The organism is Pseudomonas sp. NY8896 (assembly GCF_039634505.1).
The window spans coordinates 426735-448779 of record NZ_CP132350.1; the positions used below are offsets into that span (position 1 = coordinate 426735).

20 protein-coding genes are annotated in these 22045 nt (G+C 63.2%); 14 read left to right on the forward strand and 6 right to left on the reverse strand.

Annotated features, from left to right (window positions below):
* Nucleotides 1-8: 8 nt before the first annotated feature.
* The gene (locus Q9451_RS01850) at nt 9-260 is read right to left on the reverse strand and encodes a hypothetical protein (protein ID WP_345960887.1); all 252 of its coding nucleotides are present in this window, start codon (nt 258-260) and stop codon (nt 9-11) included.
* Nucleotides 261-334: 74 nt separating this feature from the next.
* Here Q9451_RS01850 and putP point away from each other — a divergent pair, with 74 nt between their 5' ends.
* From putP to Q9451_RS01895, 9 genes are all read left to right on the forward strand, one after another.
* On the forward strand, nt 335-1813 hold the full coding sequence (gene putP / locus Q9451_RS01855) for a sodium/proline symporter PutP (RefSeq protein ID WP_012274506.1): 1479 nt from the start codon (nt 335-337) through the stop codon (nt 1811-1813).
* A 106-nt stretch (nt 1814-1919) separates the two neighbouring features.
* Nucleotides 1920-2756 carry a 23S rRNA (adenine(2030)-N(6))-methyltransferase RlmJ gene (gene rlmJ / locus Q9451_RS01860; RefSeq protein WP_012274505.1) on the forward strand — a complete coding sequence of 279 codons (837 nt, stop codon included), beginning with the start codon at nt 1920-1922 and terminating at the stop codon, nt 2754-2756.
* A gap of 107 nt (nt 2757-2863) precedes the next feature.
* Nucleotides 2864-4621 (forward strand): carbamoyltransferase, encoded by a 1758-nt coding sequence (locus Q9451_RS01865; protein ID WP_012274504.1) that lies wholly within the window; start codon nt 2864-2866, stop codon nt 4619-4621.
* The gene (locus tag Q9451_RS01870) at nt 4605-5735 is read left to right on the forward strand and encodes a glycosyltransferase (RefSeq protein ID WP_012274503.1); all 1131 of its coding nucleotides are present in this window, start codon (nt 4605-4607) and stop codon (nt 5733-5735) included. The genes Q9451_RS01865 and Q9451_RS01870 overlap by 17 nt, the downstream gene beginning before the upstream one ends.
* Entirely contained in the window at nt 5735-6631 is an 897-nt protein-coding gene (locus Q9451_RS01875) for an antimicrobial resistance protein Mig-14 (RefSeq protein ID WP_012274502.1), read from the forward strand. The genes Q9451_RS01870 and Q9451_RS01875 overlap by 1 nt, the downstream gene beginning before the upstream one ends.
* Nucleotides 6628-8031, forward strand: coding sequence for a PIG-L family deacetylase (locus Q9451_RS01880; RefSeq protein ID WP_012274501.1), 1404 nt, complete (start codon nt 6628-6630; stop codon nt 8029-8031). Before Q9451_RS01875 ends, Q9451_RS01880 begins: the two co-directional genes overlap by 4 nt.
* A gap of 48 nt (nt 8032-8079) precedes the next feature.
* On the forward strand, nt 8080-9036 hold the full coding sequence (locus Q9451_RS01885) for a glycosyltransferase (RefSeq protein ID WP_012274500.1): 957 nt from the start codon (nt 8080-8082) through the stop codon (nt 9034-9036).
* A gap of 65 nt (nt 9037-9101) precedes the next feature.
* A complete protein-coding gene (locus Q9451_RS01890) occupies nt 9102-9875 on the forward strand; it encodes a hypothetical protein (protein ID WP_012274499.1) in 774 nt (257 codons plus the stop codon).
* 37 nt (nt 9876-9912) lie between these two features.
* Entirely contained in the window at nt 9913-11004 is a 1092-nt protein-coding gene (locus Q9451_RS01895) for a glycosyltransferase (RefSeq protein ID WP_012274498.1), read from the forward strand.
* Nucleotides 11005-11007: 3 nt separating this feature from the next.
* On the opposite strand, the gene Q9451_RS01900 is transcribed toward Q9451_RS01895, so the two are convergent.
* The gene (locus tag Q9451_RS01900; RefSeq protein ID WP_012274497.1) at nt 11008-11613 is read right to left on the reverse strand and encodes a hypothetical protein; all 606 of its coding nucleotides are present in this window, start codon (nt 11611-11613) and stop codon (nt 11008-11010) included.
* A gap of 100 nt (nt 11614-11713) precedes the next feature.
* Between Q9451_RS01900 and Q9451_RS01905 the strand changes: the two genes are divergently transcribed.
* The 3 genes from Q9451_RS01905 (at nt 11714) to hldE (ending at nt 16265) form a co-directional block, all read left to right on the forward strand.
* Nucleotides 11714-12889 (forward strand): O-antigen ligase family protein, encoded by a 1176-nt coding sequence (locus Q9451_RS01905; protein WP_012274496.1) that lies wholly within the window; start codon nt 11714-11716, stop codon nt 12887-12889.
* Nucleotides 12890-12904: 15 nt separating this feature from the next.
* Nucleotides 12905-14713 carry a lipid A export permease/ATP-binding protein MsbA gene (msbA, locus tag Q9451_RS01910; RefSeq protein ID WP_012274495.1) on the forward strand — a complete coding sequence of 603 codons (1809 nt, stop codon included), beginning with the start codon at nt 12905-12907 and terminating at the stop codon, nt 14711-14713.
* A gap of 130 nt (nt 14714-14843) precedes the next feature.
* On the forward strand, nt 14844-16265 hold the full coding sequence (gene hldE, locus Q9451_RS01915) for a bifunctional D-glycero-beta-D-manno-heptose-7-phosphate kinase/D-glycero-beta-D-manno-heptose 1-phosphate adenylyltransferase HldE (RefSeq protein WP_012274494.1): 1422 nt from the start codon (nt 14844-14846) through the stop codon (nt 16263-16265).
* 30 nt (nt 16266-16295) lie between these two features.
* On the opposite strand, the gene Q9451_RS01920 is transcribed toward hldE, so the two are convergent.
* From Q9451_RS01920 to Q9451_RS01935, 4 genes are all read right to left on the reverse strand, one after another.
* A complete protein-coding gene (locus Q9451_RS01920) occupies nt 16296-17264 on the reverse strand; it encodes a hypothetical protein (RefSeq protein WP_012274493.1) in 969 nt (322 codons plus the stop codon).
* A 52-nt stretch (nt 17265-17316) separates the two neighbouring features.
* Nucleotides 17317-18129, reverse strand: a complete 813-nt coding sequence (locus Q9451_RS01925; RefSeq protein ID WP_012274492.1) for an aldo/keto reductase — start codon at nt 18127-18129, stop codon at nt 17317-17319.
* A complete protein-coding gene (locus Q9451_RS01930; RefSeq protein ID WP_012274491.1) occupies nt 18126-19301 on the reverse strand; it encodes an FAD-dependent oxidoreductase in 1176 nt (391 codons plus the stop codon). Before Q9451_RS01930 ends, Q9451_RS01925 begins: the two co-directional genes overlap by 4 nt.
* A gap of 78 nt (nt 19302-19379) precedes the next feature.
* Nucleotides 19380-19712, reverse strand: coding sequence for a multidrug efflux SMR transporter (locus Q9451_RS01935; RefSeq protein ID WP_012274490.1), 333 nt, complete (start codon nt 19710-19712; stop codon nt 19380-19382).
* Between the two features lie 87 nt (nt 19713-19799).
* On the opposite strand from Q9451_RS01935, the gene Q9451_RS01940 reads away from it, so the two are divergent.
* Together Q9451_RS01940 and waaA are read left to right on the forward strand one after the other, a co-directional pair.
* On the forward strand, nt 19800-20690 hold the full coding sequence (locus tag Q9451_RS01940) for a LysR family transcriptional regulator (protein WP_041166801.1): 891 nt from the start codon (nt 19800-19802) through the stop codon (nt 20688-20690).
* Nucleotides 20691-20701: 11 nt separating this feature from the next.
* Nucleotides 20702-21973, forward strand: a complete 1272-nt coding sequence (gene waaA, locus Q9451_RS01945; RefSeq protein ID WP_012274488.1) for a lipid IV(A) 3-deoxy-D-manno-octulosonic acid transferase — start codon at nt 20702-20704, stop codon at nt 21971-21973.
* The last annotated feature ends 72 nt before the right edge of the window (nt 21974-22045 follow it).

Below are 22045 nucleotides of genomic sequence, written 5' to 3' on the forward strand. Positions count from 1 at the left end.
GCTGTGGCCTAAGCTGGCGCCAAGAGTAGCTGTAGGACAATTCGGGTGCAACCAGGTGCAACCCGAATTTTTTCTGAAGAAGGTGCAACTCGTCCGACAGGCATTTCCACACCTTGAAAAGGGGTGCTTTCGGTGCGTTTTATTCTGAAAAACCGCCTTTTTGCTCCAAAAAGGAGCAAAAAGGCTGCTGTTACGAAAAATGCTCGGCAAGGTGCAACTTGCAAATGAAAAATGGTTGCACCTGCTTTGCGTTGTTGCATAGGATTCGCCGCCTGGGTGCAACCGCCATGGCTGCGGTTGTGCATGAGATAAAAACAAACGCCAGGGCACACGCATGGGCAATCCACTAACGATCACTTTCGTGGTCTACATCGCGGCAATGGTGCTGATCGGCTTCGCCGCCTATCGCGCCACCAACAACCTTTCCGATTACATTCTGGGCGGTCGCAGCCTGGGTAGCGTGGTTACCGCGCTGTCTGCCGGCGCATCCGACATGAGCGGCTGGCTGCTGATGGGCCTGCCGGGCGCCATCTACTTCTCGGGCCTGTCCGAGGCCTGGATCGCCATCGGCCTGACCGTTGGTGCCTACCTGAACTGGCTGTTCGTGGCCGGCCGTCTGCGTGTGCAGACCGAACACAACGGTGACGCACTGACCCTGCCGGACTACTTCTCCAGCCGTTTCGAAGACCAAAGCGGCCTGCTGCGGATCATTTCGGCGATCGTCATCCTGGTGTTCTTCACCATCTACTGCGCTTCCGGCATCGTTGCCGGTGCCCGTCTGTTCGAAAGCACCTTCGGCATGTCGTACGAGACAGCCCTGTGGGCCGGCGCCGCGGCGACCATCGCCTACACCTTCGTGGGTGGCTTCCTGGCGGTAAGTTGGACCGACACCGTGCAGGCTTCGCTGATGATCTTCGCGCTGATCCTGACCCCGGTGATCGTGCTGATCTCCACGGGTGGCTTCGACACCACCTTCGCTGCCATCGAGGCGGTCAACCCGGCCAACTTCGACATGTTCAAGGGCGCTACCTTCATTGGCATCATCTCGCTGATGGGTTGGGGCCTGGGCTATTTCGGTCAGCCGCACATCCTGGCGCGTTTCATGGCCGCCGATTCGGTGAAATCGATTGCCAAAGCCCGTCGCATCTCCATGACCTGGATGATTCTGTGCCTGGCCGGTACCTGTGCCGTGGGCTTCTTCGGTATCGCCTACTTCTCGGCCAACCCTGATCTGGCGGGCCCGGTGACCGAAAACCACGAGCGCGTGTTCATCGAGCTGGCGAAGATCCTGTTCAGCCCATGGATCGCCGGTGTATTGCTGTCGGCCATTCTGGCGGCGGTGATGAGCACCCTGAGCTGCCAACTGCTGGTGTGCTCCAGTGCCCTGACCGAAGACTTCTACAAGTCGTTCCTGCGCAAGAACGCTTCGCAGCTCGAGCTGGTGTGGGTCGGTCGTCTGATGGTGCTGGCCGTAGCCCTGATCGCCATTGCCATGGCTGCCAACCCGGAAAACCGCGTGCTGGGCCTGGTGGCCTACGCCTGGGCCGGCTTCGGCGCTGCATTCGGCCCGGTGGTGCTGATTTCGGTACTGTGGAAAGGCATGACCCGCAACGGCGCACTGGCCGGTATCGTGGTGGGCGCAGTGACCGTGATCGTGTGGAAGCAGATCGATACCTGGGGCCTGTACGAAATCATCCCAGGCTTCCTGCTGGCGAGCATCGCCATCGTGCTGGTGAGCAAGATGGGCAGCCCTTCGAAGGCGATGGTGCAGCGCTTCGAGACTGCCGATGCGGCGTACCACGCTGACAAGTAACAGCCGTTGAATTGGCGGCGCCTGCTCAGCGGGCGCCGCCAATCAGCAGCCAGGCCTGACTCCGCCTGCAAGGCAAGGTAAACTTGCACTCCCCGCAGGAGTTGCCATGAACTATCGTCACGCCTTCCACGCCGGCAACCACGCCGACGTCCTCAAACACATCGTGCTGACCCGCCTCATCGCCCTGATGTCGCGCAAGGAGCAGCCGTTCGCCTACATCGATACCCACGCAGGCCTTGGCCTGTACGACCTGCAAGGCGACCAGGCAACTCGCACCGGCGAGTACCTGGAAGGCGTCGCTCGTCTGTGGAACCGCGATGACCTGCCGGCCATGGCCGACGACTACCTGCGCGTCATCAAGCGCCTGAACGCCGACGGCGAGCTGCGCTACTACCCAGGTTCGCCCGAACTGGCCCGCCGCCTGATGCGCCAGCAGGACCGTGCCCTGCTCAACGAGAAGCACCCCGAAGACGGCCCGCTGCTCAAAGAGAACATGAAGAAAGACCCGCGCGTGGTCGTGCATCTGGGCGAAGGCTGGCATGTGCCGCGTGCCTTGCTGCCTGTGCAGGAAAAGCGCGCGATCATGCTGATCGACCCGCCGTTCGAACAGGCCGATGAGCTCAAGCGTTGCACCAATGCCATGAAAGAGGCGATTGGCCGCATGCGTCAGACGGTTGTGGCCATCTGGTACCCGATCAAGGACCAGCGCTCGCTGACCCGCTATTACCAGGACCTGACCAGCACCGGCGCGCCGAAATTGCTGCGGGTCGAGCTATACGTGCACCACCAGGACAGCCCGCAGGGCCTTAATGGTTCGGGCCTGGCCATCGCCAACCCGCCGTGGGGCCTGGAAGAAGAGCTCAAGGAGTTGTTGCCTTGGCTGGCCAAAGAGCTGGCGCAGACGGACGGTAGCTACCGCATGGATTGGCTGATCGCCGAATAATACAGGTTGCCGCGTTGCGCACATGTTTGCGTTATAATTCCGCCCTTTAGCCGCCACCCGCCCAAGAGGCAGCTGGCGCATTTTTACCGAATGAAGAGGCTAATCCCTTGGCATTGACGATTCTTGGCCTGTCCGGCGCCCTTAGCCATGACCCTTCCGCGGCCCTGTACATTGACGGCAAGCTGATTGCCGCCGCCGAAGAAGAGCGCTTCGTGCGTGACAAGCATGCGAAGAACCGCATGCCCTACGAGTCGGCGAAGTTCTGCCTGGAACAGGCAGGCATCAAGCCGTCCGATGTCGACGTGGTAGCCATCCCGTTCGCCCCGATCAGCCTGTTCGGCAAGGCGCGCTGGCACTATGCCAAGCGCTACTGGTACGCCCCGGATCGCGCCCTCGACGCCATCCTGATGGGCAACCGTCGCTACAAGCGCTACCGCAAGAAGATCGTCTGGTGCCTGGAGCAACTGGGCTTCGACCCGAAAAAGGTCAAGATCGAGCCGGTCGAGCACCACCTGGCCCACGCTTCCAGTGCGTACCACTGCTCGGGCTTCAAGGAAAAAACCGCGATTCTCGGCATTGACGGTAAAGGCGAGTACGCCACCACCTTCTTTGGCTACGGCGAAAACGGCAAGATCCACAAGATCAAGGAATTCTTCGACCCGGACTCGTTGGGCGGCCTGTACGGCGCGATCACCGAGTTCCTCGGCTTCGAGATGCTCGATGGCGAGTTCAAGGTCATGGGCATGGCGCCTTACGGCGACGCCAGCAAGTACGATTTCTCGCGCCTGGCCAGCTTCGAAAACGGCGAGCTGGTGATCAACACCGAGTACGCCAACGTCATCGGCCTGCGCCGCTATAAAGAGAAGGGCAAGGGTTTCTACTTCTCGCCGAAACTGATCGAATGGCTGGGCCCCAAGCGCGAAGGCGACATCGCCGACGAGCCGTACATCCACTACGCGGCCAGCATGCAGGCGCTGTTCGAGAAGCTGGCGCTGCAGATGATCGACCACTACCTGGGCGACACCCTGCGTGAAACCGGCAAGCTGGCCTTCGCCGGCGGCTGCGCGCTGAACGTCAAGCTCAACCAGAAGATCATCGCCCGCCCGGACGTGAAGGAACTGTTCGTCCAGCCGGCCTCCGGCGACGCCGGCACTGCCGTTGGCGCCGCAGCCTACGTTTCCCACGCCCGTGGCGTACCGGTCGAGAAGATGGAACACGTCTACCTCGGCCCTTCGTACTCCAACGAGGACGTGATTGCCGCCTGCGCCCGTCATCCGAACCAGCCGAAGTGGCGCAAGCTTGAGAACATGCCCCAGCAGATCGCCAAGATCATGGTGGATGGCAATCCGGTGGCCTGGTTCCAAGGCCGCATGGAGTTCGGTCCGCGTGCCCTGGGTGGCCGTTCGATCATTGGCTGCCCGAGCGTCGAAGGCGTGGCCGACCGCATCAACCACCAGATCAAGTTCCGTGAACGCTGGAGACCTTTCTGCCCGTCGATGCTCGACACCGTTGCCCCGCAGATGATCAAGGTCGACCACCCGGCGCCATTCATGACCTTCACCTTCGAAGTGGCTGAGGAGTGGAAGACGCGCGTACCGGAAGTGGTGCACGAGGACGGCACTTCGCGTGCCCAGGTGCTCAAGCGCGAGTACAACCCGCGCTACTACGACATGATGAAGGCGCTGGAAGACCTGACCGGCAACGGCGTGTCGCTGAACACCTCGCTGAACCGCCGTGGCGAACCGATGATCTGCTCACCGACCGATGCCCTGAACATGTTCTTCGGCTCGGACCTGCAGTACCTGATCATGGAAGACATCCTGGTCGTGAAGGACGGCGCCGCCGCCTATGACCAGCCGCTCTGAACCGCGCATCCTGCAGTTCTGCCATGGTTATGACGGGCCTTTCCTCGACTGCGCCCGTCAGTACGCCAGCCTGTTCCAGGGGCGTGGCTACCAGGTCACCACGGTGTTCCTCACCGGGGCAGCCGACCCGCAGGTAGCGGCCGGCTGTGCGTCGGACGAGGTGTTGTTCCTGGAGTTCAGCTCCAAGGCCGTGCGCGGTTTGAAGCTCGGGGCGATCCGCGCGTTGCGGCGGATCGCGGCCGAGCGCAACTTCGCCTTCTGCATCGCCCACCGCTTCAAGCCCATCTACGTCGCCCTGCTGGGTACCGGCCTGCCGGTGATTGGCGTGCACCATGCCTTTGGTGACTATGAGCGCAAGGGCCGCCGGCTGTTCGCCAACCTGTTCAGCAAGCGCCTGAGCCTGCTGGGTGTGTCGGACGCGGTGCGTGACGACATGCGTCGGTGCCTGCCACAGTGGCCGGCCGAACGCATCCAGACCCTGTACAACCGCATCGACATCGACGCCCTGCAAATGGCCCTGGTGCCGCATGCCGAGGCGCGCCAGGCCCTGGGCCTGGATGCGCAGGCGTGGATCGTCGGCAACGTCGGGCGCTTGCACCCGGACAAGGACCAGGCCACTTTGTTGCGTGGCTTTGCCCAAGCGCTGCCGGGGCTGCCGGCGGGTGCTCGCTTGGCTATCCTCGGCAAGGGCCGCCTGGCGGACGAACTCAAGGCCTTGGCTGCCGAGCTCGGTATTGCCGGGCAGGTGGACTTCCTGGGTCAGGTGCCGGATGCGCGGCGTTACTTCCAGGCCTTCGATGTGTTCGCCCTGAGCTCCGACCATGAGCCGTTCGGCATGGTCCTGCTCGAAGCCATGGTCGCCGGCGTGCCGGTGCTGGCCACGGCCTGTGGCGGTGCCCGCGAAGTCGTCGAGGGTGTTGGCGTGCTGTTCCCGTTGGGCGATGCTGCCCAGCTGGCTCAAGGCCTGAAGCACATGGCCACGCTGGACGCCGAGCAGCGCCAGGCTTGTGCCGAGCACATGCTGCAGCGCCTGCGTGAGCGTTTCTCCGACCAGGCAGTGCGCGAGGCCTTCTGGCAGCTGCCGCAGGTGCGTGCGCTGGTGGGGCAGGCCTGATGCTCAATCGTATCCAGGCCTTCCGCGAACGCGGTTGGCAAACTGTCGACGCCAAGGCCTATGCCGAGGCATGGGCGCGCTTTGGTGGCAGTGTCGCCACCCATCCGCTGGTGGTCGAGCAACTGGCTGATCTGGCGCAGATCCCGGTGCGATACCTGGGTTGGTATCAGGCCGGTGAGCTCAAGGCCGCCATTCCCACCTGGGGGCACCACCTGGCGCTGGCCAAGGACGTGCTCAAGCGTGCCGGCAAGAAAGCCCTGTTCGACCTTGGCAATGCCGAAATCATCCTGCCGGCGGCGGTCGATGCCGCGGCGCCGTTGCGTCATACCGTGCGTTACCTGTCCGAGCTGAACCAAGGGCGCTTCAGCGGCCTGAAGGCGCAGAAGGAGCAGTTGGCGATGGCCCGGGCGCCCGAAGATCTGTCGAAGAAGTTCCGCTACAACCAGCGCCGCGAACTGCGCCTGCTGGAAGAGGCGGGCGGCGTGGTACGCCCGATCAGTGACTTCGCTGCCCAGGACATCGCCAGCATGTACTGCGACCTGTTCCTGCGCCGCTGGGGCTTTCCAGCCACAGGCGCCGAGCGCATGGCCGATGTGCTGGAGCGCCTGCGCGAGCTGCTGATCGGCTCGGTGCTGCTGCTGGACGGCAAGCCGATTGCCATCCAGTTGGTGTACCGCGTCGAAGCGCCAGAGTGGATCAGCGTCGAATACATCAATGGCGGCGTCGACCCTGAAACCAAGGCCTTCAGCCCCGGCAGTGTGCTGAGCTTCCTCAATACCCAGGCCGCTTGGGAAGATGCCCGCGCGCGCAACAAGCCACTGCGGTTCTCGTTCGGCCGTGCCGACCGCGAGTACAAGGACCGTTGGTGCAACCCCGTGCCGGTGTATCAGGCGTGAGCCGCAAGCAGCAGTTGCTCAAGCGCCACCGGCGCAACAAGCGCCTGGGCCTGCTGGTGGGCCTAGTCGCGCTTGTCGCCCTCGGTGTTATCAGCTGGTGGTGGCTGCCACTGCTGCTGTTGCCGCTGCTCTGGGCTGCCCATGAAGCCTGGTTTGCCGACCACCTGTTCTATGCGCCAGGTGAGGACTATGCCTACGACTTTGGCGACCAGGCGCAACCGGTACCAGCCAGCCTGCAGGACGGTCTGCTCAAGGCCGAGTGCGCGCTGCAGGGCGACGAAACCCTGGTGCTTGAGCTGCACGTAAAAAGCAGCTGGCTGGGGCGGTTTCTCGACCCTCGGGTCGAGCTGACCGCTGCCGATCAGTCCGATCGGCAAACGTTCGAGCGTGGTGTCGATGGCGTGCGGTTCCTCAACCTGACTGGCCTGGCTGCGCCGCTGCAAGCCGGCACGTTGCGCCTGCGCGGTCGGCATTGCCGGCTGCTGGGCCAGGCTCGGCTGTGGATAACCCCGGCGGTCGAGCTGCAGCGGCGTCGGGTGATGGTAATCGCGCCACATGCCGACGACGCCGAGCTGGCCGCGTATGGCCTGTACAGTCAGGCCGACGAAACCTGGGTGGTGACCCTGACCGCCGGTGAGATCGAGGCCGAGCATTATCAACAGATGGGCCTGGCAAAAGCTGAGGCCGCGCGTCTGAAGGGCCGCCTGCGTGCCTGGGACAGCATCGCCGTGCCGCGTTGGGCCGGTGTGCCGGAGTCGCGTTGCGTGCAACTGGGTTACTTCTGCCTGCAACTGCCTGCCATGCAGGCCGCGCCCGATCAGCCGGCCGTCTCTCGTGACGCCGAACTCGCCGATATTCGCCTGTTCCGCCAGTTCAACCCGTTCCCATTGCCAGGCGACCGCGATGGCGCGCCAACCTGGCACAACCTGCTGGCCGACCTGCGTGCCTTGCTGGAACTGGCAAGGCCAGAGGTGTTGGTGATGCCGCACCCGCAACTCGACCCGCATCCCGACCACATCTGCGCTCAGGCGGCAGTGCTGGAAGCCCTGCAAGGCCTGGCCTGGCAGCCACAAACCCTGCTGTGCTATGCCAACCACCTGCATGACAACGACCGCTGGCCTATGGGCGACAGCGGCGATGGCGTGGCCCTGCCTCCGCAGTTGAGCGCTGCGCAGGCCTGGGCACCTTGCAGCCTGGTCCTGGACCGGGCTACCCAGCACGACAAGGCCATGGCCCTGGGCATGATGCACGACCTGCAGCCGCCCGCGCCGTTCAAGCGCCGCCTGCGCCGCTGGTTGCAACGCTGGCTGGCCGCGCGTCGGCCGTCGCCTTATGGAGAGAACGAGTTCTTCCGCAAGGCCGTGCGCCGACACGAACTGTTCTGGCGGCGCGAGCTGTAAGCACGCCCCATGGTTGACCGCGATGGCGCAGAGCGCCCAAGGAAAGCAATGAAAGTCCTATTTCTGGTACAGAAGGAACAGCGGGCGATTCTCGACCGCCTGTACGACGGCGTCGCGGCCAACTGCGAATGCGACCTGCGCTGGCTGACCAGCGAAGACCAACGCAACCTGCGTCGCTATTTCAAGCGTGAAGTGCAGGTCGAACGCTATGACCGCATCGTGTTCTTCCTGCGCTTCAAGCAGGAGATCCGCCAGGTGGCCTTCATCCGTACCGTGCCGAACCTGGTCATCCTCGAGCACGACGCCTACCAGAACTACATCCCGTGCAAGTACACCGGCAAGTTCAGCGCCCATTACCGGCAACTGCCATGGGCCCGGGTGATCAGCTCTGGCTACATGGTCAGCGAACGCCTGCGCCAGGAGGGTTTTGACGCGGTGTTCGTGCCCAAGGGCTACGACGAGCAGTTGCTGACGGACCAGGGGCGTGAGCGCGATATCGAACTGGCCTTCGTCGGCAGTGTCAACAGCGTGGCCTACAGCGGTCGCAAGGCGTTGCTGGACGAGTTGGGGCAGGTCGAGAACCTGCTGGTAACCCGCACCAAGTCGGGTGAGGACTACTGCAACACGCTCAACCGTATCCGTTTTTTCGTCAGTGCCGACGTCGGTATGGGCGAATACATGATCAAGAACTTCGAAGCCATGGCCTGTGGCTGTGTGTTGCTGGCGTACGACCAGGGCGAGGAAGAAAACCGCGCATTGGGCCTGCAGGACATGCACAACGTGGTGTTCTATGACAACATCCCGACCCTTCAGGAAAAGCTCCGCCGCTTGCGCGCGGACCCTGATCTGGCCCGGCAGATTGCAGAAAACGGCCGCCATTTGGCGGTTTCCCGTTTCAGTTTCGGCGCAGTTGGACGTAGCATCGTCGACCAAATGCGCCCGGCGCTCAGGCCCCACCCGCCATTGTCTGCATGGCAGCGGCTGCGCCTGAAGCTGGGCATCTAAATAAGAGCTTTCACGCCCAGGAGCGGGTTGTTGAAAGCCGACAGTCGCAATGCGGAGGGAGTCCGGTGCGCTTTTCAAATGAGAGTGACGTCACGCTCGTCGTGACCAGTTGTGGGCGGTTCGATCTGCTCAAAGACACCCTTGAGAGTTTCGATCGCTACAACACCGCGCCCATTCGCGAGGTATTCATCACCGAAGATTCCGGTGACGATGCCGTGCATGCCGCTGTGCCGGAGCACTGGAAGCCGTACTGCAAGGTGTTCGTCAATCGCCCCAAGCTTGGCCAATTGCCGTCTATCGACCTGGCTTACAGCCACGTCAAGACGCCGTACATCTTTCACTGCGAAGACGACTGGCATTTCTACCGCCAAGGCTTCGTCGAAGACTCGCGGGCCATTCTGGAGGTCAGCCCCAACCTGTTGCAGGTGTGGCTGCGCAGCCATGCCCACGACCTGGCTATCCACAGCCCGTACATCCACCTGGGTGATCGCCAGGTGATCGCCGGCGTGCCGTGTTATCCGCTGCTTTCCGAAAAAGCCGAATGGCAGGCATTCTCGCTCAATCCTGGCCTGCGTCGCTTGAGCGATTACCAGCGCTGCGCGCCATTTGCCGCCTATGCTGGAGAGAAGGCGCTTTCCCGACGCTACGCTGAGTTAAATCTGACAGCGGTCACCTTGGAGGGTGATGCAGTCTTGCACACAGGATTCGGTAATCACGTGACCTTGCCCATTGAAGTGGAGCGTAAGGCCAAGCGTCGTCAACGTGATCGGATAAAGCTGGCATTGACGCTGGTGACGGGTGCCTTGATCGGCATGGGTATCACCATTTTTGTTCAATGAAGTCGCTGTCCCACCTGACATGAGCGGGAGAGGGCCCATGAACATCGTCAATATGATGTGGGCGGGTGGAACGCCGTACATGTCCATCCACAAGGTGCATCGGCAGGTGTTGTCGAACGCGGGTGCCGATGCCCGGATCAGTAACTGGCTGCTGCTGGGCAGCGGGCTCTGCTGTGGGCTCGGTTCTACCCGGGAGTGGCACATGCCGTCACGTGCGCTCAAAGGGCGGCACTTGTGGCGCTTGCTTCGCCCGTGGCTGCGCATGCGCTTGCGCAAGGCGCTGGCCGAAGCCAGGGCAGAAATCGTGCTGCTCGACGGTATTGGCGTCGCGCGGCTGGTGCTGCCGTTGCTGCAGAACATTCCCGAGGTGCGCGCCAAGGTGCTGTTCCATGGCAAGACGCGTCTGCACGCCAGCGATATTCGCCTGTTGCGCAGGCTCCCGGCCGAGCGCCTGAGTATCGCAGCGGTGTCGCAGACCTTGGCCGAGTCGCTGGAACGCGATCTGGGCAGGCCGGTGCAGACGCTACGCATGGCGCTCGACCCACTGGCGTTCGTCGAGCCGTTGCTGAGCCGGGACCAGGCCAGGCAGGCGCTGCGATTGCCTCAGGCCGGCGGGGTGATGTTGGGTGCGGTAGGGCGTTTGGTAGAGAGCAAGGGCTTTGAAATGCTGATCGAGGCATTCGCCAAAGCATGTGCTCGGCAACCGTGCCTGCAACTGGCGATCATTGGCGAGGGGCCGCAGCACGCCGCGCTCCAGGCACGTATCGACGCGCTGGGCCTGGCTGGGCGGGTTCATCTATGTGGCCACCGCGAAGACCTGCAGCAGTTGTATCGGGCCTTCGACTGGCTATTGGTGCCTTCGCGTTCCGAAGGGCTGGGGCTGGTAGTGCAAGAGGCCGTGATGGCCGATGTGCCGGTGGTGTGCAGCGACCTGCAAGTGTTCCGCGAGCAGTTACGCGACACCGGGGGCTACCTGCCCATTGCCGACGAGAGCGCCTGGGCCGAGGCGATCGAGCGTTGTTCGGCGTTGAGCGCTTCGGCGGTTGCCGCGCAGCAGCGCCAGGCGTTGGCGCCGGAGCAGGCCTGGCAGGCGTTCTGCAACGGCTCGCAGAGCCTGTTGCGCAGCTGACGCTCAGCGCGCCAGCAGGGCTGCCTCGAAGGCGGCGAGGGGGAACCGGTCGCCCAGGTTCTCCCGCTCGATATAGCGCACCATATGCTGCACATTGCGCCGAATCATGCGTGCCGACAGCGGCGGGCGCAGGAAACGCATATCGGCCACGTCGATCAGGCCCAGGCGCTGGTCGGGGGTGACCACCACGTTGCCCAGGTGCAGCGAGCGAAAGTACACACCGCTGCGGTGCAGCTGGCGAATCAGTTCGATCAGGCGTGGCAGGTAAACGTCCCAGCTGAAGCCTTCATCGCGCGACATCTGCAGCAGCGTGCGCCCGGGCAGCGGGCGATACAGCACGGCGGTGCGGCCAGGCAGGTCGAGCTTGTGCTGGCTGATCACCTCGAGGGTGGGGATGCCCAGTTGCGCCAGCTGCGCGGCGTTATCGACAAAGCGCTGGGAGTAAGGGCGCAAAAGCGCAGATGAAATCAGCCGCTTCCTACGAAAAACCTTAAGGAAATTTCCATTCGCGAGCAGGTAGACTTTGGCACCATGGCTGTCTGCCTCAAGCACCTGTGCGCCTTGTGTCAGCTGATCGAAGTCGACCTGGGTGAGCCGGGAGCATTGCATGAATAGAGCCTTGTCGTCTGGCGAGCAAAATGACCGGCAATAATGCCGAAAATAATGCTGTAGCACCATGGATGGTGTCTTTGATTCATCGGGGGAAAGGATGTTGTATCAAAAAAGCTGGGCACGGGCCTGGTTAGGTTTGGGTCTGGTCTGGTTCCTGGCGGCGATTGCCCTGGCACCGAGCAACAAGGTTTATCAGCAGGGGCTGGTGTTGTTCCTGTGGCTGCCGACGCTGGTCTTGGCCTGGTCGGCGCGTGACGTGCTGGTGCAGGCCTGGAAGCGCCAGCCGGCGCTGTGGGGGAGCGTGCTGCTGCTGTTGGCCTGGAGCGGGCTGAGCCTGGTGTGGTCATCTGCGGAAGATGACGGGCGCGAGATCAAACGGCTGCTCTACATCCTGGTGTTCCTGTTGGCTTTCCCGTTGCTCGCCCAGCTTGGCCTGGGCCGTATTCGCCAGCTGTTGCTGCTTGGCAGCGCGCTACTGGCCATTGCGGCACTGGTCTCGATCATCAAGTTCTATGGGTTGCAGCGCATGCCTTTGCTGATGAGGCTGGCGGGTATCGGTGAGATATCCCACCCCATCCTGGGCGCCTATGTCATTGGCTCGGCCGTGCTCTTCCTGCTCTACGAGCCACCTCGGCAACGAGGCTTGCAGCTGTTGTGGCTGGCGGCACTGGCTTGCCTGGGGGCCTTCGCCATGCTCAGCCAGAGCCGTGGGGCGCTTCTGGCGCTGGTGATCACCGTGGTGATGGCGCCGCTGTGGTTCCGCGACCGCCACAGCCGAGTGTTTTCCATCCTCGCAGTCATTGCCACGGGCCTTGCTTTCTACTTGGTGTACGATCTGATCGCCAAGCGTGGCTCGTCGTACCGGCCGGAAATCTTCCATGCTGTGGTGGACATGATTGCCGCGCATCCCTGGACTGGCCTGGGCCTGGGCTCGGCCTACGAGGTGAGTGCGGTTGGCAAGCATTTTGACCATACCCACAACATGTTCACCCACATCGCGGTCGAGATGGGGCTGCCCGGTATGCTGCTGTGGACCATGGTATGGCTGTTCACGCTGGGTGAAATCGTGCGCGCGCGCGGCACCCTGTTCGGCAAGGTCCTGCTGGGGTTCTGGGTGTATTCGACCCTGGCCATGCAGTTCGATGCTGCCAGCCTCACTGGTACGCCGCGTGCCGAATGGTTCATCAGCTGGCTGCCGGTGGGCCTTGCCATGATGCTGCCATGGGGGCGTGCCGAAAATGACGCCTGTGGTAAAATTTCCGGTTCAACCTGAACAGCGAGCTCGATAATGGCCGAAACCCCGCGACCGGCGGAGCACACCTCCAGCCTGAAGATCTACTTCCGGCTGCTGAGCTATGTGAAACCCTATGTCGGCATTTTCCTGCTGAGCATTGTCGGTTTCGTGATCTTTGCCTCGACCCAGCCGATGCTGGCCGGCATTCTCAAGTATTTCGTCGATGGCCTGAGCAACCCCGAAGCGGTGTTGTTCCCCAACGTGCCCTACCTGCGTGACCTGCAATTGCTGCAGGCGGTGCCGCTGCTGATCATCCTGATCGCCGCCTGGCAGGGCCTGGGCTCGTTCCTCGGCAACTACTTCCTGGCCAAGGTGTCCCTGTGCCTGGTGCACGACCTGCGTGTGGAGTTGTTCAACAAGCTGCTGGTGCTGCCTAACCGCTACTTCGACAACCACAACTCCGGTCACCTGATTTCGCGCATCACCTTCAACGTGACCATGGTCACCGGCGCGGCCACCGATGCCATCAAGGTGGTGATCCGCGAAGGCCTGACCGTGGTGTTCCTGTTTGCCTACCTGCTGTGGATGAACTGGCACCTGACCCTGGTGATGGTCGCCATCCTGCCGGTGATCGCGGTCATGGTCAGCATCGCCAGCAAGAAATTCCGCAAGCAGAGCAAGAAGATCCAGGTGGCAATGGGCGACGTTACCCACGTGGCGTCGGAAACCATCCAGGGCTACCGCGTGGTCCGCAGCTTCGGCGGCGAGGCCTACGAGGAGCAGCGTTTCGGCAAAGCCAGCCAGAGCAACACCGACAAGCAACTGCGCATGACCAAGACCGGCTCGCTGTACACGCCGATGCTGCAACTGGTGATCTACAGCGCCATGGCCGCGCTGATGTTCCTGGTGCTGTTCCTGCGGGGCGAGTCCACCGCCGGTGACCTGGTAGCCTATATCACTGCTGCTGGCCTGCTGCCCAAGCCGATTCGCCAGCTGTCGGAAGTCAGCTCGACCATCCAGAAGGGCCTGGCAGGTGCCGAGAGCATCTTCGAGCAGTTGGACGAAGAGCCTGAGCTGGACACCGGTACTGTCGAGAAGGAGCGTGTGGAAGGGCGCCTGGAAGTGCGCAACCTGAGCTTCACCTACCCGGGTACCGAGCGTGAAGTGCTGAGCGACATCAGTTTTGTCGCCGAACCTGGGCAGATGATCGCCCTGGTCGGCCGTTCCGGCAGTGGCAAGTCGACCTTGGCGGCGCTTATCCCACGCTTCTATCACCACGACCAGGGGCAGATTCTGCTCGATGGCGTGGAAATCGAAAACTATCGCCTGCGCAACCTGCGTCGCCATGTTTCGCAGGTAACCCAGCACGTCACCCTGTTCAACGACACCGTGGCCAACAACATCGCCTACGGTGACTTGGCCGGTGCCCCACGCGCAGACATCGAAGCCGCCGCAGCCGATGCCTACGCCAAGGAGTTCGTCGACCGGCTGCCGAAGGGCTTCGATACCGAAGTGGGAGAGAACGGTGTACTGCTGTCCGGTGGCCAGCGCCAGCGCCTGGCAATTGCACGGGCGCTGCTGAAAAACGCGCCGCTGCTGATCCTCGACGAGGCTACTTCTGCGTTGGATACCGAGTCCGAGCGGCATATCCAGGCTGCCCTGGATCACGTGATGCAAGGCCGTACCACGCTGGTGATCGCTCACCGCCTGTCGACGATCGAGAAGGCCGACCAGATCCTGGTCATGGACCAGGGCCGCCTGGTCGAGCGTGGCACGCATGCCGAGCTGCTTGCGGCCAATGGCCATTATGCCCGCTTGCATGCCATGGGCCTGGATGAGCCGGCCAAGGCCGATATCACCTGAACCCTCCTTGATCGGGGCCGTCATGGCCCCGATTGTCACGGGAATTTTCTGGGTACGATCTGGCCATAAAGCCGTCGACTACCCTGTGCTAATATCCTGCCCCTGTTCATTATTTCCATATGGGTTGCCCATGAAGTTGTCCATGCCGCGTTTCGATCAAGCCCCGGTACTGGTGGTCGGCGATGTCATGCTCGACCGCTACTGGCATGGCGGTACTTCGCGTATTTCGCCTGAAGCGCCAGTCCCGGTGGTCAAGGTCGATCAAATCGAGGATCGCCCCGGCGGCGCGGCCAACGTTGCCTTGAACATTGCCGCGCTGGGCGCGCCGGCTTCGCTGATCGGCGTCACCGGCCAGGACGAAGCTGCCGACAGCCTGGCCAACAGCCTGCAGGCTGCCGGTGTGCGTTCGGTGTTCCAGCGCATCGCGCACCAGCCGACCATCGTCAAGCTGCGGGTCATGAGCCGTCACCAGCAACTGCTGCGTATCGATTTCGAAGAGCCGTTCGCCACCGACCCATTGTCGCTGGCCACCGAGGTCGACAGCCTGCTCGAGGGCGTCAAGGTGCTGGTTCTGTCCGACTACGGCAAGGGCGCGCTGAAGAATCACCAAAGCCTGATCCAGGCGGCGCGGGCCAAAGGCATTCCGGTGCTGGCCGACCCCAAGGGCAAGGACTTTTCCATTTACCGTGGTGCCAGCCTAATCACCCCGAACCTCAGCGAGTTCGAGACCATCGTTGGCCGTTGCACCGATGAGGCCGACCTGGTTGCCAAGGGTTTGCAACTGCTGCAGGACCTGGACCTCGGCGCCTTGCTGGTAACCCGTGGCGAGCACGGCATGACCCTGCTGCGCGTGGGCCAGCCGGCGCTGCACCTGCCGGCGCGGGCACGTGAAGTGTTCGACGTGACCGGTGCCGGTGATACCGTCATCTCCACCCTCGCCGCAGCCATTGCCGCTGGCGAGGACCTGCCCCATGCTGTGGCCCTGGCCAACCTGGCGGCAGGCATCGTGGTCGGCAAGCTGGGTACGGCGGCCATCAGCGCCCCTGAACTGCGCCGCGCCATCCAGCGTGAGGAAGGCTCCGAGCGCGGTGTGCTGGGCCTGGAGCAACTGCTGCTGGCCATCGATGACGCGCGGGCACACAAAGAGAAGATCGTCTTCACCAACGGCTGCTTCGACATCCTGCATGCCGGGCATGTCACCTACCTGGAACAGGCACGGGCCCAAGGCGATCGCCTGATCGTCGCGGTCAACGACGATGCTTCGGTCAGCCGCCTGAAAGGGCCGGGCCGGCCAATCAACAGTGTCGACCGGCGCATGGCCGTACTGGCCGGCTTGGGCGCGGTGGATTGGGTGATCAGCTTCCCGGAAGGCACCCCGGAAAACCTGCTGAGCCAGGTCAAGCCGGATGTGCTGGTCAAGGGTGGCGACTACGGCATCGACCAGGTGGTGGGTGCCGATATCGTCAAGGCCTATGGCGGCACCGTGAAGGTGCTGGGGCTGGTCGAGAACAGCTCGACCACGGCGATTGTCGAGAAAATTCGCAAGAACTGATACAGCTGGGGCTGCAGAGCAGCCCCGCTATCACTTGTTCAGGCTAGTACGAGCCCGCTCCAGCAGTGCCCGCGCCTTGTCGCCAAAGCGCTGCAGGTGCGATGCCTTCACCGGCTTGTTTTCCACCAGCCCCTGCTGCTTCACCCAGTCCTTCCAGCGTACCCGCTCATCCGCCACCACCCAGCCTTCCTGCCGGGCAAAACTCTCGGCCAGGTACAGCCCGCGTGTGCTCGCCGGCACCAGCTCATCCTTTTTAAGCGTATACAGCTCCGCCAGCGGCTGGCCGTCCTTTAACGGCATCAGATACAGGTCTGGCCGTTTGCGGTTGAGTCGCGCCACCAGCTGGCCGCCCTCCAGCCGTTCATCGACGTGGAACAGGCTGAGTTTCTTGGCCTCACGGGGTACCTGCAGGCGCATATCGTAGATCAGTTGCAGCGAGGCGGTGGGCAAGTGCACATAGGCCCGTGGGCGCTCCAGCAGCATCAGCTGGCCGCAGTGTACCGGGCGTGCTGCGCCGGACTGCGGGGCCAGCACGAAGTGCGGCGTTTCACGGTAGTGCAGGGCGGCAGCGTAAGGGACGGGCAGCCAGGTATCGTTGAAACGCCCGCCAAGCCAGCCCTCTGGGGTTTCCAGCAGGCACTCCTCGGCCACTTCCTGCACAGCCGTGTGCAGCGGCAGGTTCAACTCCTGCGCCGGTACATAACCGGAAATCAGTTTCAGCACCACGTCGCCACGGTCTTGCCGGCGCTGGCGCACCAGCACCCAGTAATCGCGGTTTTGCCAATGCAGGGTAAGGCGCACCGACACGCCCAGGTTTGCCAGTTCGACCACAAAACGCTGCACGTCGGGTAACTGGATCGCCTTGCGCCGCTGCTGGGTCTGGGCAAAGTTCAGCGGCATGCCGATGCTTTGGTAGATCAGGCCTTCAGCCGTGGCCTCGACATGCAGTGGCAGTGTCTTGAAGTTGCTCGGGTTCTTGCGGATCAGCGTTCGCGCCACGAGGCTACTCCTTGCGTCGGGTCAGTCTCCTGGCCCTTGGGCCAGGGGTAACTCAATGCTGGCCCAGGATACGGGCGACGGTGGCCACGTTATGGGCCAGGTGCAACGGGTTGATGGTGCCGACGATAGCACTGCTGACGCCGGGGTGGGCGAACAGCAGCTCGAAGCTGGCCTGCACCGGGTCAACGCCCGGGGCCAGGCAGATATGCCCGCTGGCCAGGGCCTTTTTTACCAGGATGGCCTTGCCGTGTTCGGCAGCGTAGTCCAGCACCGGGCGTTCTGCCTGCTCGTTGAGGTTGTAGGTGACCATGGCGCAGTCGCCTTGCTCCAGCGCCTTCAGGCCGCCGGCGACGGTCTTGCCCGACAGGCCGAAGCCAAGGATCTTGCCCTCCTGCTTGAGCGCTGCCAGGGTCTGGTAGACCTCCTGCTGTTCGAGGATGGCCAGGTCGTTACCGTCGGAATGTACCAGTACCAGTTCGATGCGGTCGGTTTCCAGGCGTCGCAGGCTGCGCTCCACCGAGCGGCGGGTGTGGGCGGCACTGAAATCGAAATGCGATTGGCCTTGATCGAATTCTTCGCCGACCTTGCTGACGATCACCCATTCATCGCGCTGGCCGCGCAGCAGCGGGCCGAGGCGTTCTTCACTGCGGCCATAAGCCGGGGCGGTGTCGATCAGATTGATGCCAAGCTCGCGGGCCTGGGCCAGCAGCAAGCGGGCTTCGTCATCGCCGGGGATGGTGAAGCCGGTGGGGTATTTCACACCTTGGTCGCGGCCCAGTTTTACCGTGCCCAGGCCCAGCGGTGAAACCTTGAAGCCGGTGCTGCCCAGCGGGCGATGGAAGTCGTGCAGGGTTGGCAAGGTCATGGCAGCAGTTGCTCCCAAGCCGGTACGCCCAGCGGTGGGCGTGGCAGGTCGGCCAGGTCGGCTTGTGCTTGTGGACGGATGCCGTCGCGCTCCAGGTGGCTGATGACCCGGTCGCTGAAGTCAGGTGCCAGCGCCAGCTTGGTCGGCCAGCCCACCAGCAGGCGCTGCTGGTCGGCAAGGAAGGCATTGTCCGGGCGTACCAGGCCCGATTGCGCAGGTTCGGCGCGGTCGACGCGCAGGGCGGCCCAGCGCACCAAGCTTTGGTCGACCCATGGCAGCAGGTTGGCGATTTCCTTTTGCGCTGCGGCGATTTGTGCGGCTGGCTCGCGCGCCACGCCATCGGCTTCGGCCAGGTCGCCGCCCAGGTACCAGACCCACTGGCCATCGGCTGCCGGATGGGTGGTCACCGTAACGCGCGGCTTGGGCCCGCCACCCAGGCAGTGAGCGTAAAGGGGTTTCAGGTTGGCGCCTTTGGCCATGACCATGTGCAGCGGCCGTGTTTGCATGGCCGGTTGGTTCAGGCCCAGGGCGTGCAGCAGTTCCTCGGTGCCGGCGCCGGCGCTGAGCACGACGCGTTGGGCACGGATGTCGCGACCGTCAACGCGCAGGCCGACCAGCTCGTCGTTTTCGCGCAGCGGCTCAATGCGCTCCCCAGCCAGCAGGCTGTCGCCCGCCAGTTCGGCCAGGTTGGCCAGCAGGCTGGGCACGTCGATGACCAGTTCGGCCAGGCGGTAAACCTTGCCCTTGAAGGCGCGGTCTTGCAGGGCCGGCGGCAGTTGCTCACCTTTTACTTGGTCGACTCGCCCACGTACGGCCTTGCTGGCGAAGAAGCTGGTGAGGTTGCCGGCCAGGGTGCCTGGCGACCACAGGTAGTGCGCATCGGACAGCAGGCGAGTGCCGCTCAGGTCCAGTTCGCCGCTGCCGCTCAAGGCTTCGCGCCAGCGGCGCGGCATGTCGGCAATGGCTTCCGAGGCGCCGGTCAGGGCACCGTGGAGGGCGTACTTGGTGCCGCCGTGGATGATGCCCTGCGACTTGATGGTCTGCTCGCCGCCAAGGCTGGCGCGCTCCACCAGCACTGTCGAGTAGCCCTGGCGGCGCAGGCGGGCATTGAGCCAGAGGCCTGCGACCCCGGCGCCGACGATCAGCACGTCAGTGGAAATGGCAGATGGCATGGCGGTACCTCGAAGACTGGGACAGCTGGCAAGTATACAGGCTATACCTGAGAGGGCCCTATCGTCGGCAAGCCAGCCTCAGTGCCCAGCCGCTTTCGAAAACAGCTGTATCACCACCACGCCCCCCACAATCATGGCCATGCCCAGCATCGCCGGCACATCGAGCTTCTGCCCGTAGATCACCAATGCCGCCACACTGATCAGCACAATCCCCAGCCCCGACCAGATGGCATAGGCAATCCCTACAGGAATGCTGCGCACCACCAAGGTCAGCATCCAGAAGGCAACGCCATACCCCACCACCATCAGCAGCAGTGGCAACGGCGTGCTCAGGCCCTTCACCGCTTTCATCGAAGCGGTGGCGATGACTTCTGCGCAGATGGCAATGGCGAGGTAGGTGTAGGCATTCATGGCGGGATCCTCCGGTAACTGGTTGGGCATTCTAGACCTTGGCCAGATGCGGTAAAGTCATTACCTATCTGATATGGGGATAGGATGATGGCTGAGCAATGGAGTCTGGAGCAGTTGCGTATTTTTTTGCGCGTCGCCGAATTGCGCTCGTTTTCTGCCGTGGCCCGCGAACAACGCAAGGCCCAATCGGCCATCAGCAATGCCATCGCCCTGCTGGAAGCAGACTTGGGTGTCACGTTGTTCGAGCGCAGCAGCGGCCGGCAACCAAAACTGACCGAAAGTGGCAGCGCGTTGCTGGAAGACGCCCGCGAACTGCTACGCCAGTGCGAACACCTGGATGGTCGCGCCCTGGCCCTGATGCGTGGGCAGGAGGCCTTGCTGCGGGTTGCTCAGGATGAGGCCATGCCTTATCAACCGGTGATCGACAGCCTCGACGAACTGGCCAGCCGCTTCCCGTACCTGGAGGTACAACTGGCCAGCGGCGCCCAGGGCGATGTAGCGCGCAAGCTGGTTGAGCGCCGAGCCGATCTTGGGCTGTTCTTCCACCATGAAAGCATCCCGTCTTCGCTGGAGCGTCGCGTCCTGGGCAGCGTCGAAATGGTCACGGTGTGCGCAGTCGGCCACCCGCTCGCGGGGCAAGGCCGGGCAACCCGCCAGCAACTGGCGCGCCACCGGCAATTACTCATCACCCCACAGCAAAGTGGTTACCCTGGCGGCGAGGCAATCAGCCCGCAGGTATGGCGTGCCGACAGCTTCTACGCCATGGCTGAACTGCTGATGCGCGGCCTGGGCTGGGCCTGGCTGCCGCGGCACGTGGTGCAGTACCCGACCTACCAGGCGCACATGGTCGAACTGGACAGTGAGTGGCGCCCGCCGGCGCTGGTGGCGGAGCTGGCCTGGCGCCGCGATGAGCCACTGGGGCCCGCTGCGCAGTGGCTGGCCGAGCGCTTTGCAGTACACCTGCGTGCGATCGGGTAAACTTCGCCGCCATGAACAGAACACTCTATACCTTGCTGTTTCACCTGGGCCTGCCGCTGGTTGCGCTGCGCCTGTACCTGCGCGCACGCAAGGCGCCGGCCTATGGCCAGCGTATCGGTGAGCGCTTTGCCTTCAAGCTGCCGACCATGCGCCAGGGCGGCATCTGGGTGCATGCGGTGTCGGTGGGTGAGAGCATTGCTGCCGCGCCCATGGTGCGTGCCCTGCTCAAGGCCTACCCCGAACTGCCCATCACCCTTACCTGCATGACTCCCACCGGTTCCGAGCGTATTCGCGCCATGTTCGCCGACGAACCGCGCGTGCAGCACTGCTACCTGCCCTACGACCTGCCATGGGCGGCGGGGCGTTTTCTCGATCATGTGCGGCCGAAGCTGGGCATCATCATGGAAACCGAGCTGTGGCCCAACCACATCCACCAGTGCGCCAAACGCGGGATTCCGGTAGCGCTGGCCAATGCGCGGTTATCCGAGCGCTCGGCCCGTGGTTATGGGCGCTTTGCCAAGCTGACCCGGCCGATGCTGGCCGAAATGAGCCTGATTGCCGTGCAGACCGAAACCGAGGCGCAGCGTTTCCGTGACCTGGGTGCGCGCACTGAGTGCGTGCAGGTCACCGGTTCGATCAAGTTCGACCTGAAGATTGATGAGCAACTGCTACCACGTGCAAAGGCACTGCGTGAGCAGTGGGGTGCCGAGCAGCGCCCAGTGTGGATTGCTGCCAGCACCCATGAAGGCGAGGATGCGCTGATTTTGCAGGCGCACCGGCAGTTGTTGCAGGTGCATGGCGATGCCTTGCTGATCCTGGTGCCGCGCCATCCCGAGCGATTCAATGCGGTACACGCGTTGTGCAGCGAGCAATTCGCCACCGTGCGCCGTTCTGCTGGCACGCTGGTCGATGGGCAAACCCGGGTATTGCTGGGCGACACCATGGGCGAACTGCTGTTCCTGTATGCCTTGGCCGACATTGCCTTCGTCGGTGGCAGCCTGGTAGCGACCGGCGGGCACAACCCGTTGGAGCCTGCGGCGCTTGCCTTGCCGGTGCTCATGGGGCCGCATGTGTTCAACTTCCTCGAAATCAGCGCGATGCTGCGCGAGGCGGGGGCGTTGCAGCAGGTGGATGATACCGATGGACTGGCCGGTGCTGTGCGGCGTCTGGTCGAGCTGCCGCAGGATGCCCAACGCATGGGTGAGGCGGGCAGGGCGGTGATGCAGGCCAATCAGGGGGCGCTGCAGCGCTTGCTCGATGGGCTGAGTGCGCTTATCCGCTGATTATTGCATCGCCTTCTTCGCGGGCTTGCCCGCTCCCACAGGATTTGAATTGTGGGAGCGGGCGAGCCCGCG

Bases quoted from the DNA above. Each gene is read 5' to 3' on its own strand.
- msbA (WP_012274495.1), top strand. From the start codon at position 12,905: ATGGCCGAAACCCCGCGACCGGCGGAGCACACCTCCAGCCTGAAGATC.
- Q9451_RS01925 (WP_012274492.1), bottom strand. From the start codon at position 18,129: ATGACCTTGCCAACCCTGCACGACTTCCATCGCCCGCTGGGCAGCACC.
- Q9451_RS01930 (WP_012274491.1), bottom strand. From the start codon at position 19,301: ATGCCATCTGCCATTTCCACTGACGTGCTGATCGTCGGCGCCGGGGTC.
- Q9451_RS01935 (WP_012274490.1), bottom strand. From the start codon at position 19,712: ATGAATGCCTACACCTACCTCGCCATTGCCATCTGCGCAGAAGTCATC.
- waaA (WP_012274488.1), top strand. From the start codon at position 20,702: ATGAACAGAACACTCTATACCTTGCTGTTTCACCTGGGCCTGCCGCTG.
- Q9451_RS01940 (WP_041166801.1), top strand. From the start codon at position 19,800: ATGGCTGAGCAATGGAGTCTGGAGCAGTTGCGTATTTTTTTGCGCGTC.
- Q9451_RS01885 (WP_012274500.1), top strand. From the start codon at position 8,080: ATGAAAGTCCTATTTCTGGTACAGAAGGAACAGCGGGCGATTCTCGAC.
- putP (WP_012274506.1), top strand. From the start codon at position 335: ATGGGCAATCCACTAACGATCACTTTCGTGGTCTACATCGCGGCAATG.
- Q9451_RS01850 (WP_345960887.1), bottom strand. From the start codon at position 260: ATGCAACAACGCAAAGCAGGTGCAACCATTTTTCATTTGCAAGTTGCA.
- hldE (WP_012274494.1), top strand. From the start codon at position 14,844: ATGAAGTTGTCCATGCCGCGTTTCGATCAAGCCCCGGTACTGGTGGTC.
- rlmJ (WP_012274505.1), top strand. From the start codon at position 1,920: ATGAACTATCGTCACGCCTTCCACGCCGGCAACCACGCCGACGTCCTC.
- Q9451_RS01895 (WP_012274498.1), top strand. From the start codon at position 9,913: ATGAACATCGTCAATATGATGTGGGCGGGTGGAACGCCGTACATGTCC.
- Q9451_RS01900 (WP_012274497.1), bottom strand. From the start codon at position 11,613: ATGCAATGCTCCCGGCTCACCCAGGTCGACTTCGATCAGCTGACACAA.
- Q9451_RS01875 (WP_012274502.1), top strand. From the start codon at position 5,735: ATGCTCAATCGTATCCAGGCCTTCCGCGAACGCGGTTGGCAAACTGTC.
- Q9451_RS01905 (WP_012274496.1), top strand. From the start codon at position 11,714: ATGTTGTATCAAAAAAGCTGGGCACGGGCCTGGTTAGGTTTGGGTCTG.
- Q9451_RS01870 (WP_012274503.1), top strand. From the start codon at position 4,605: ATGACCAGCCGCTCTGAACCGCGCATCCTGCAGTTCTGCCATGGTTAT.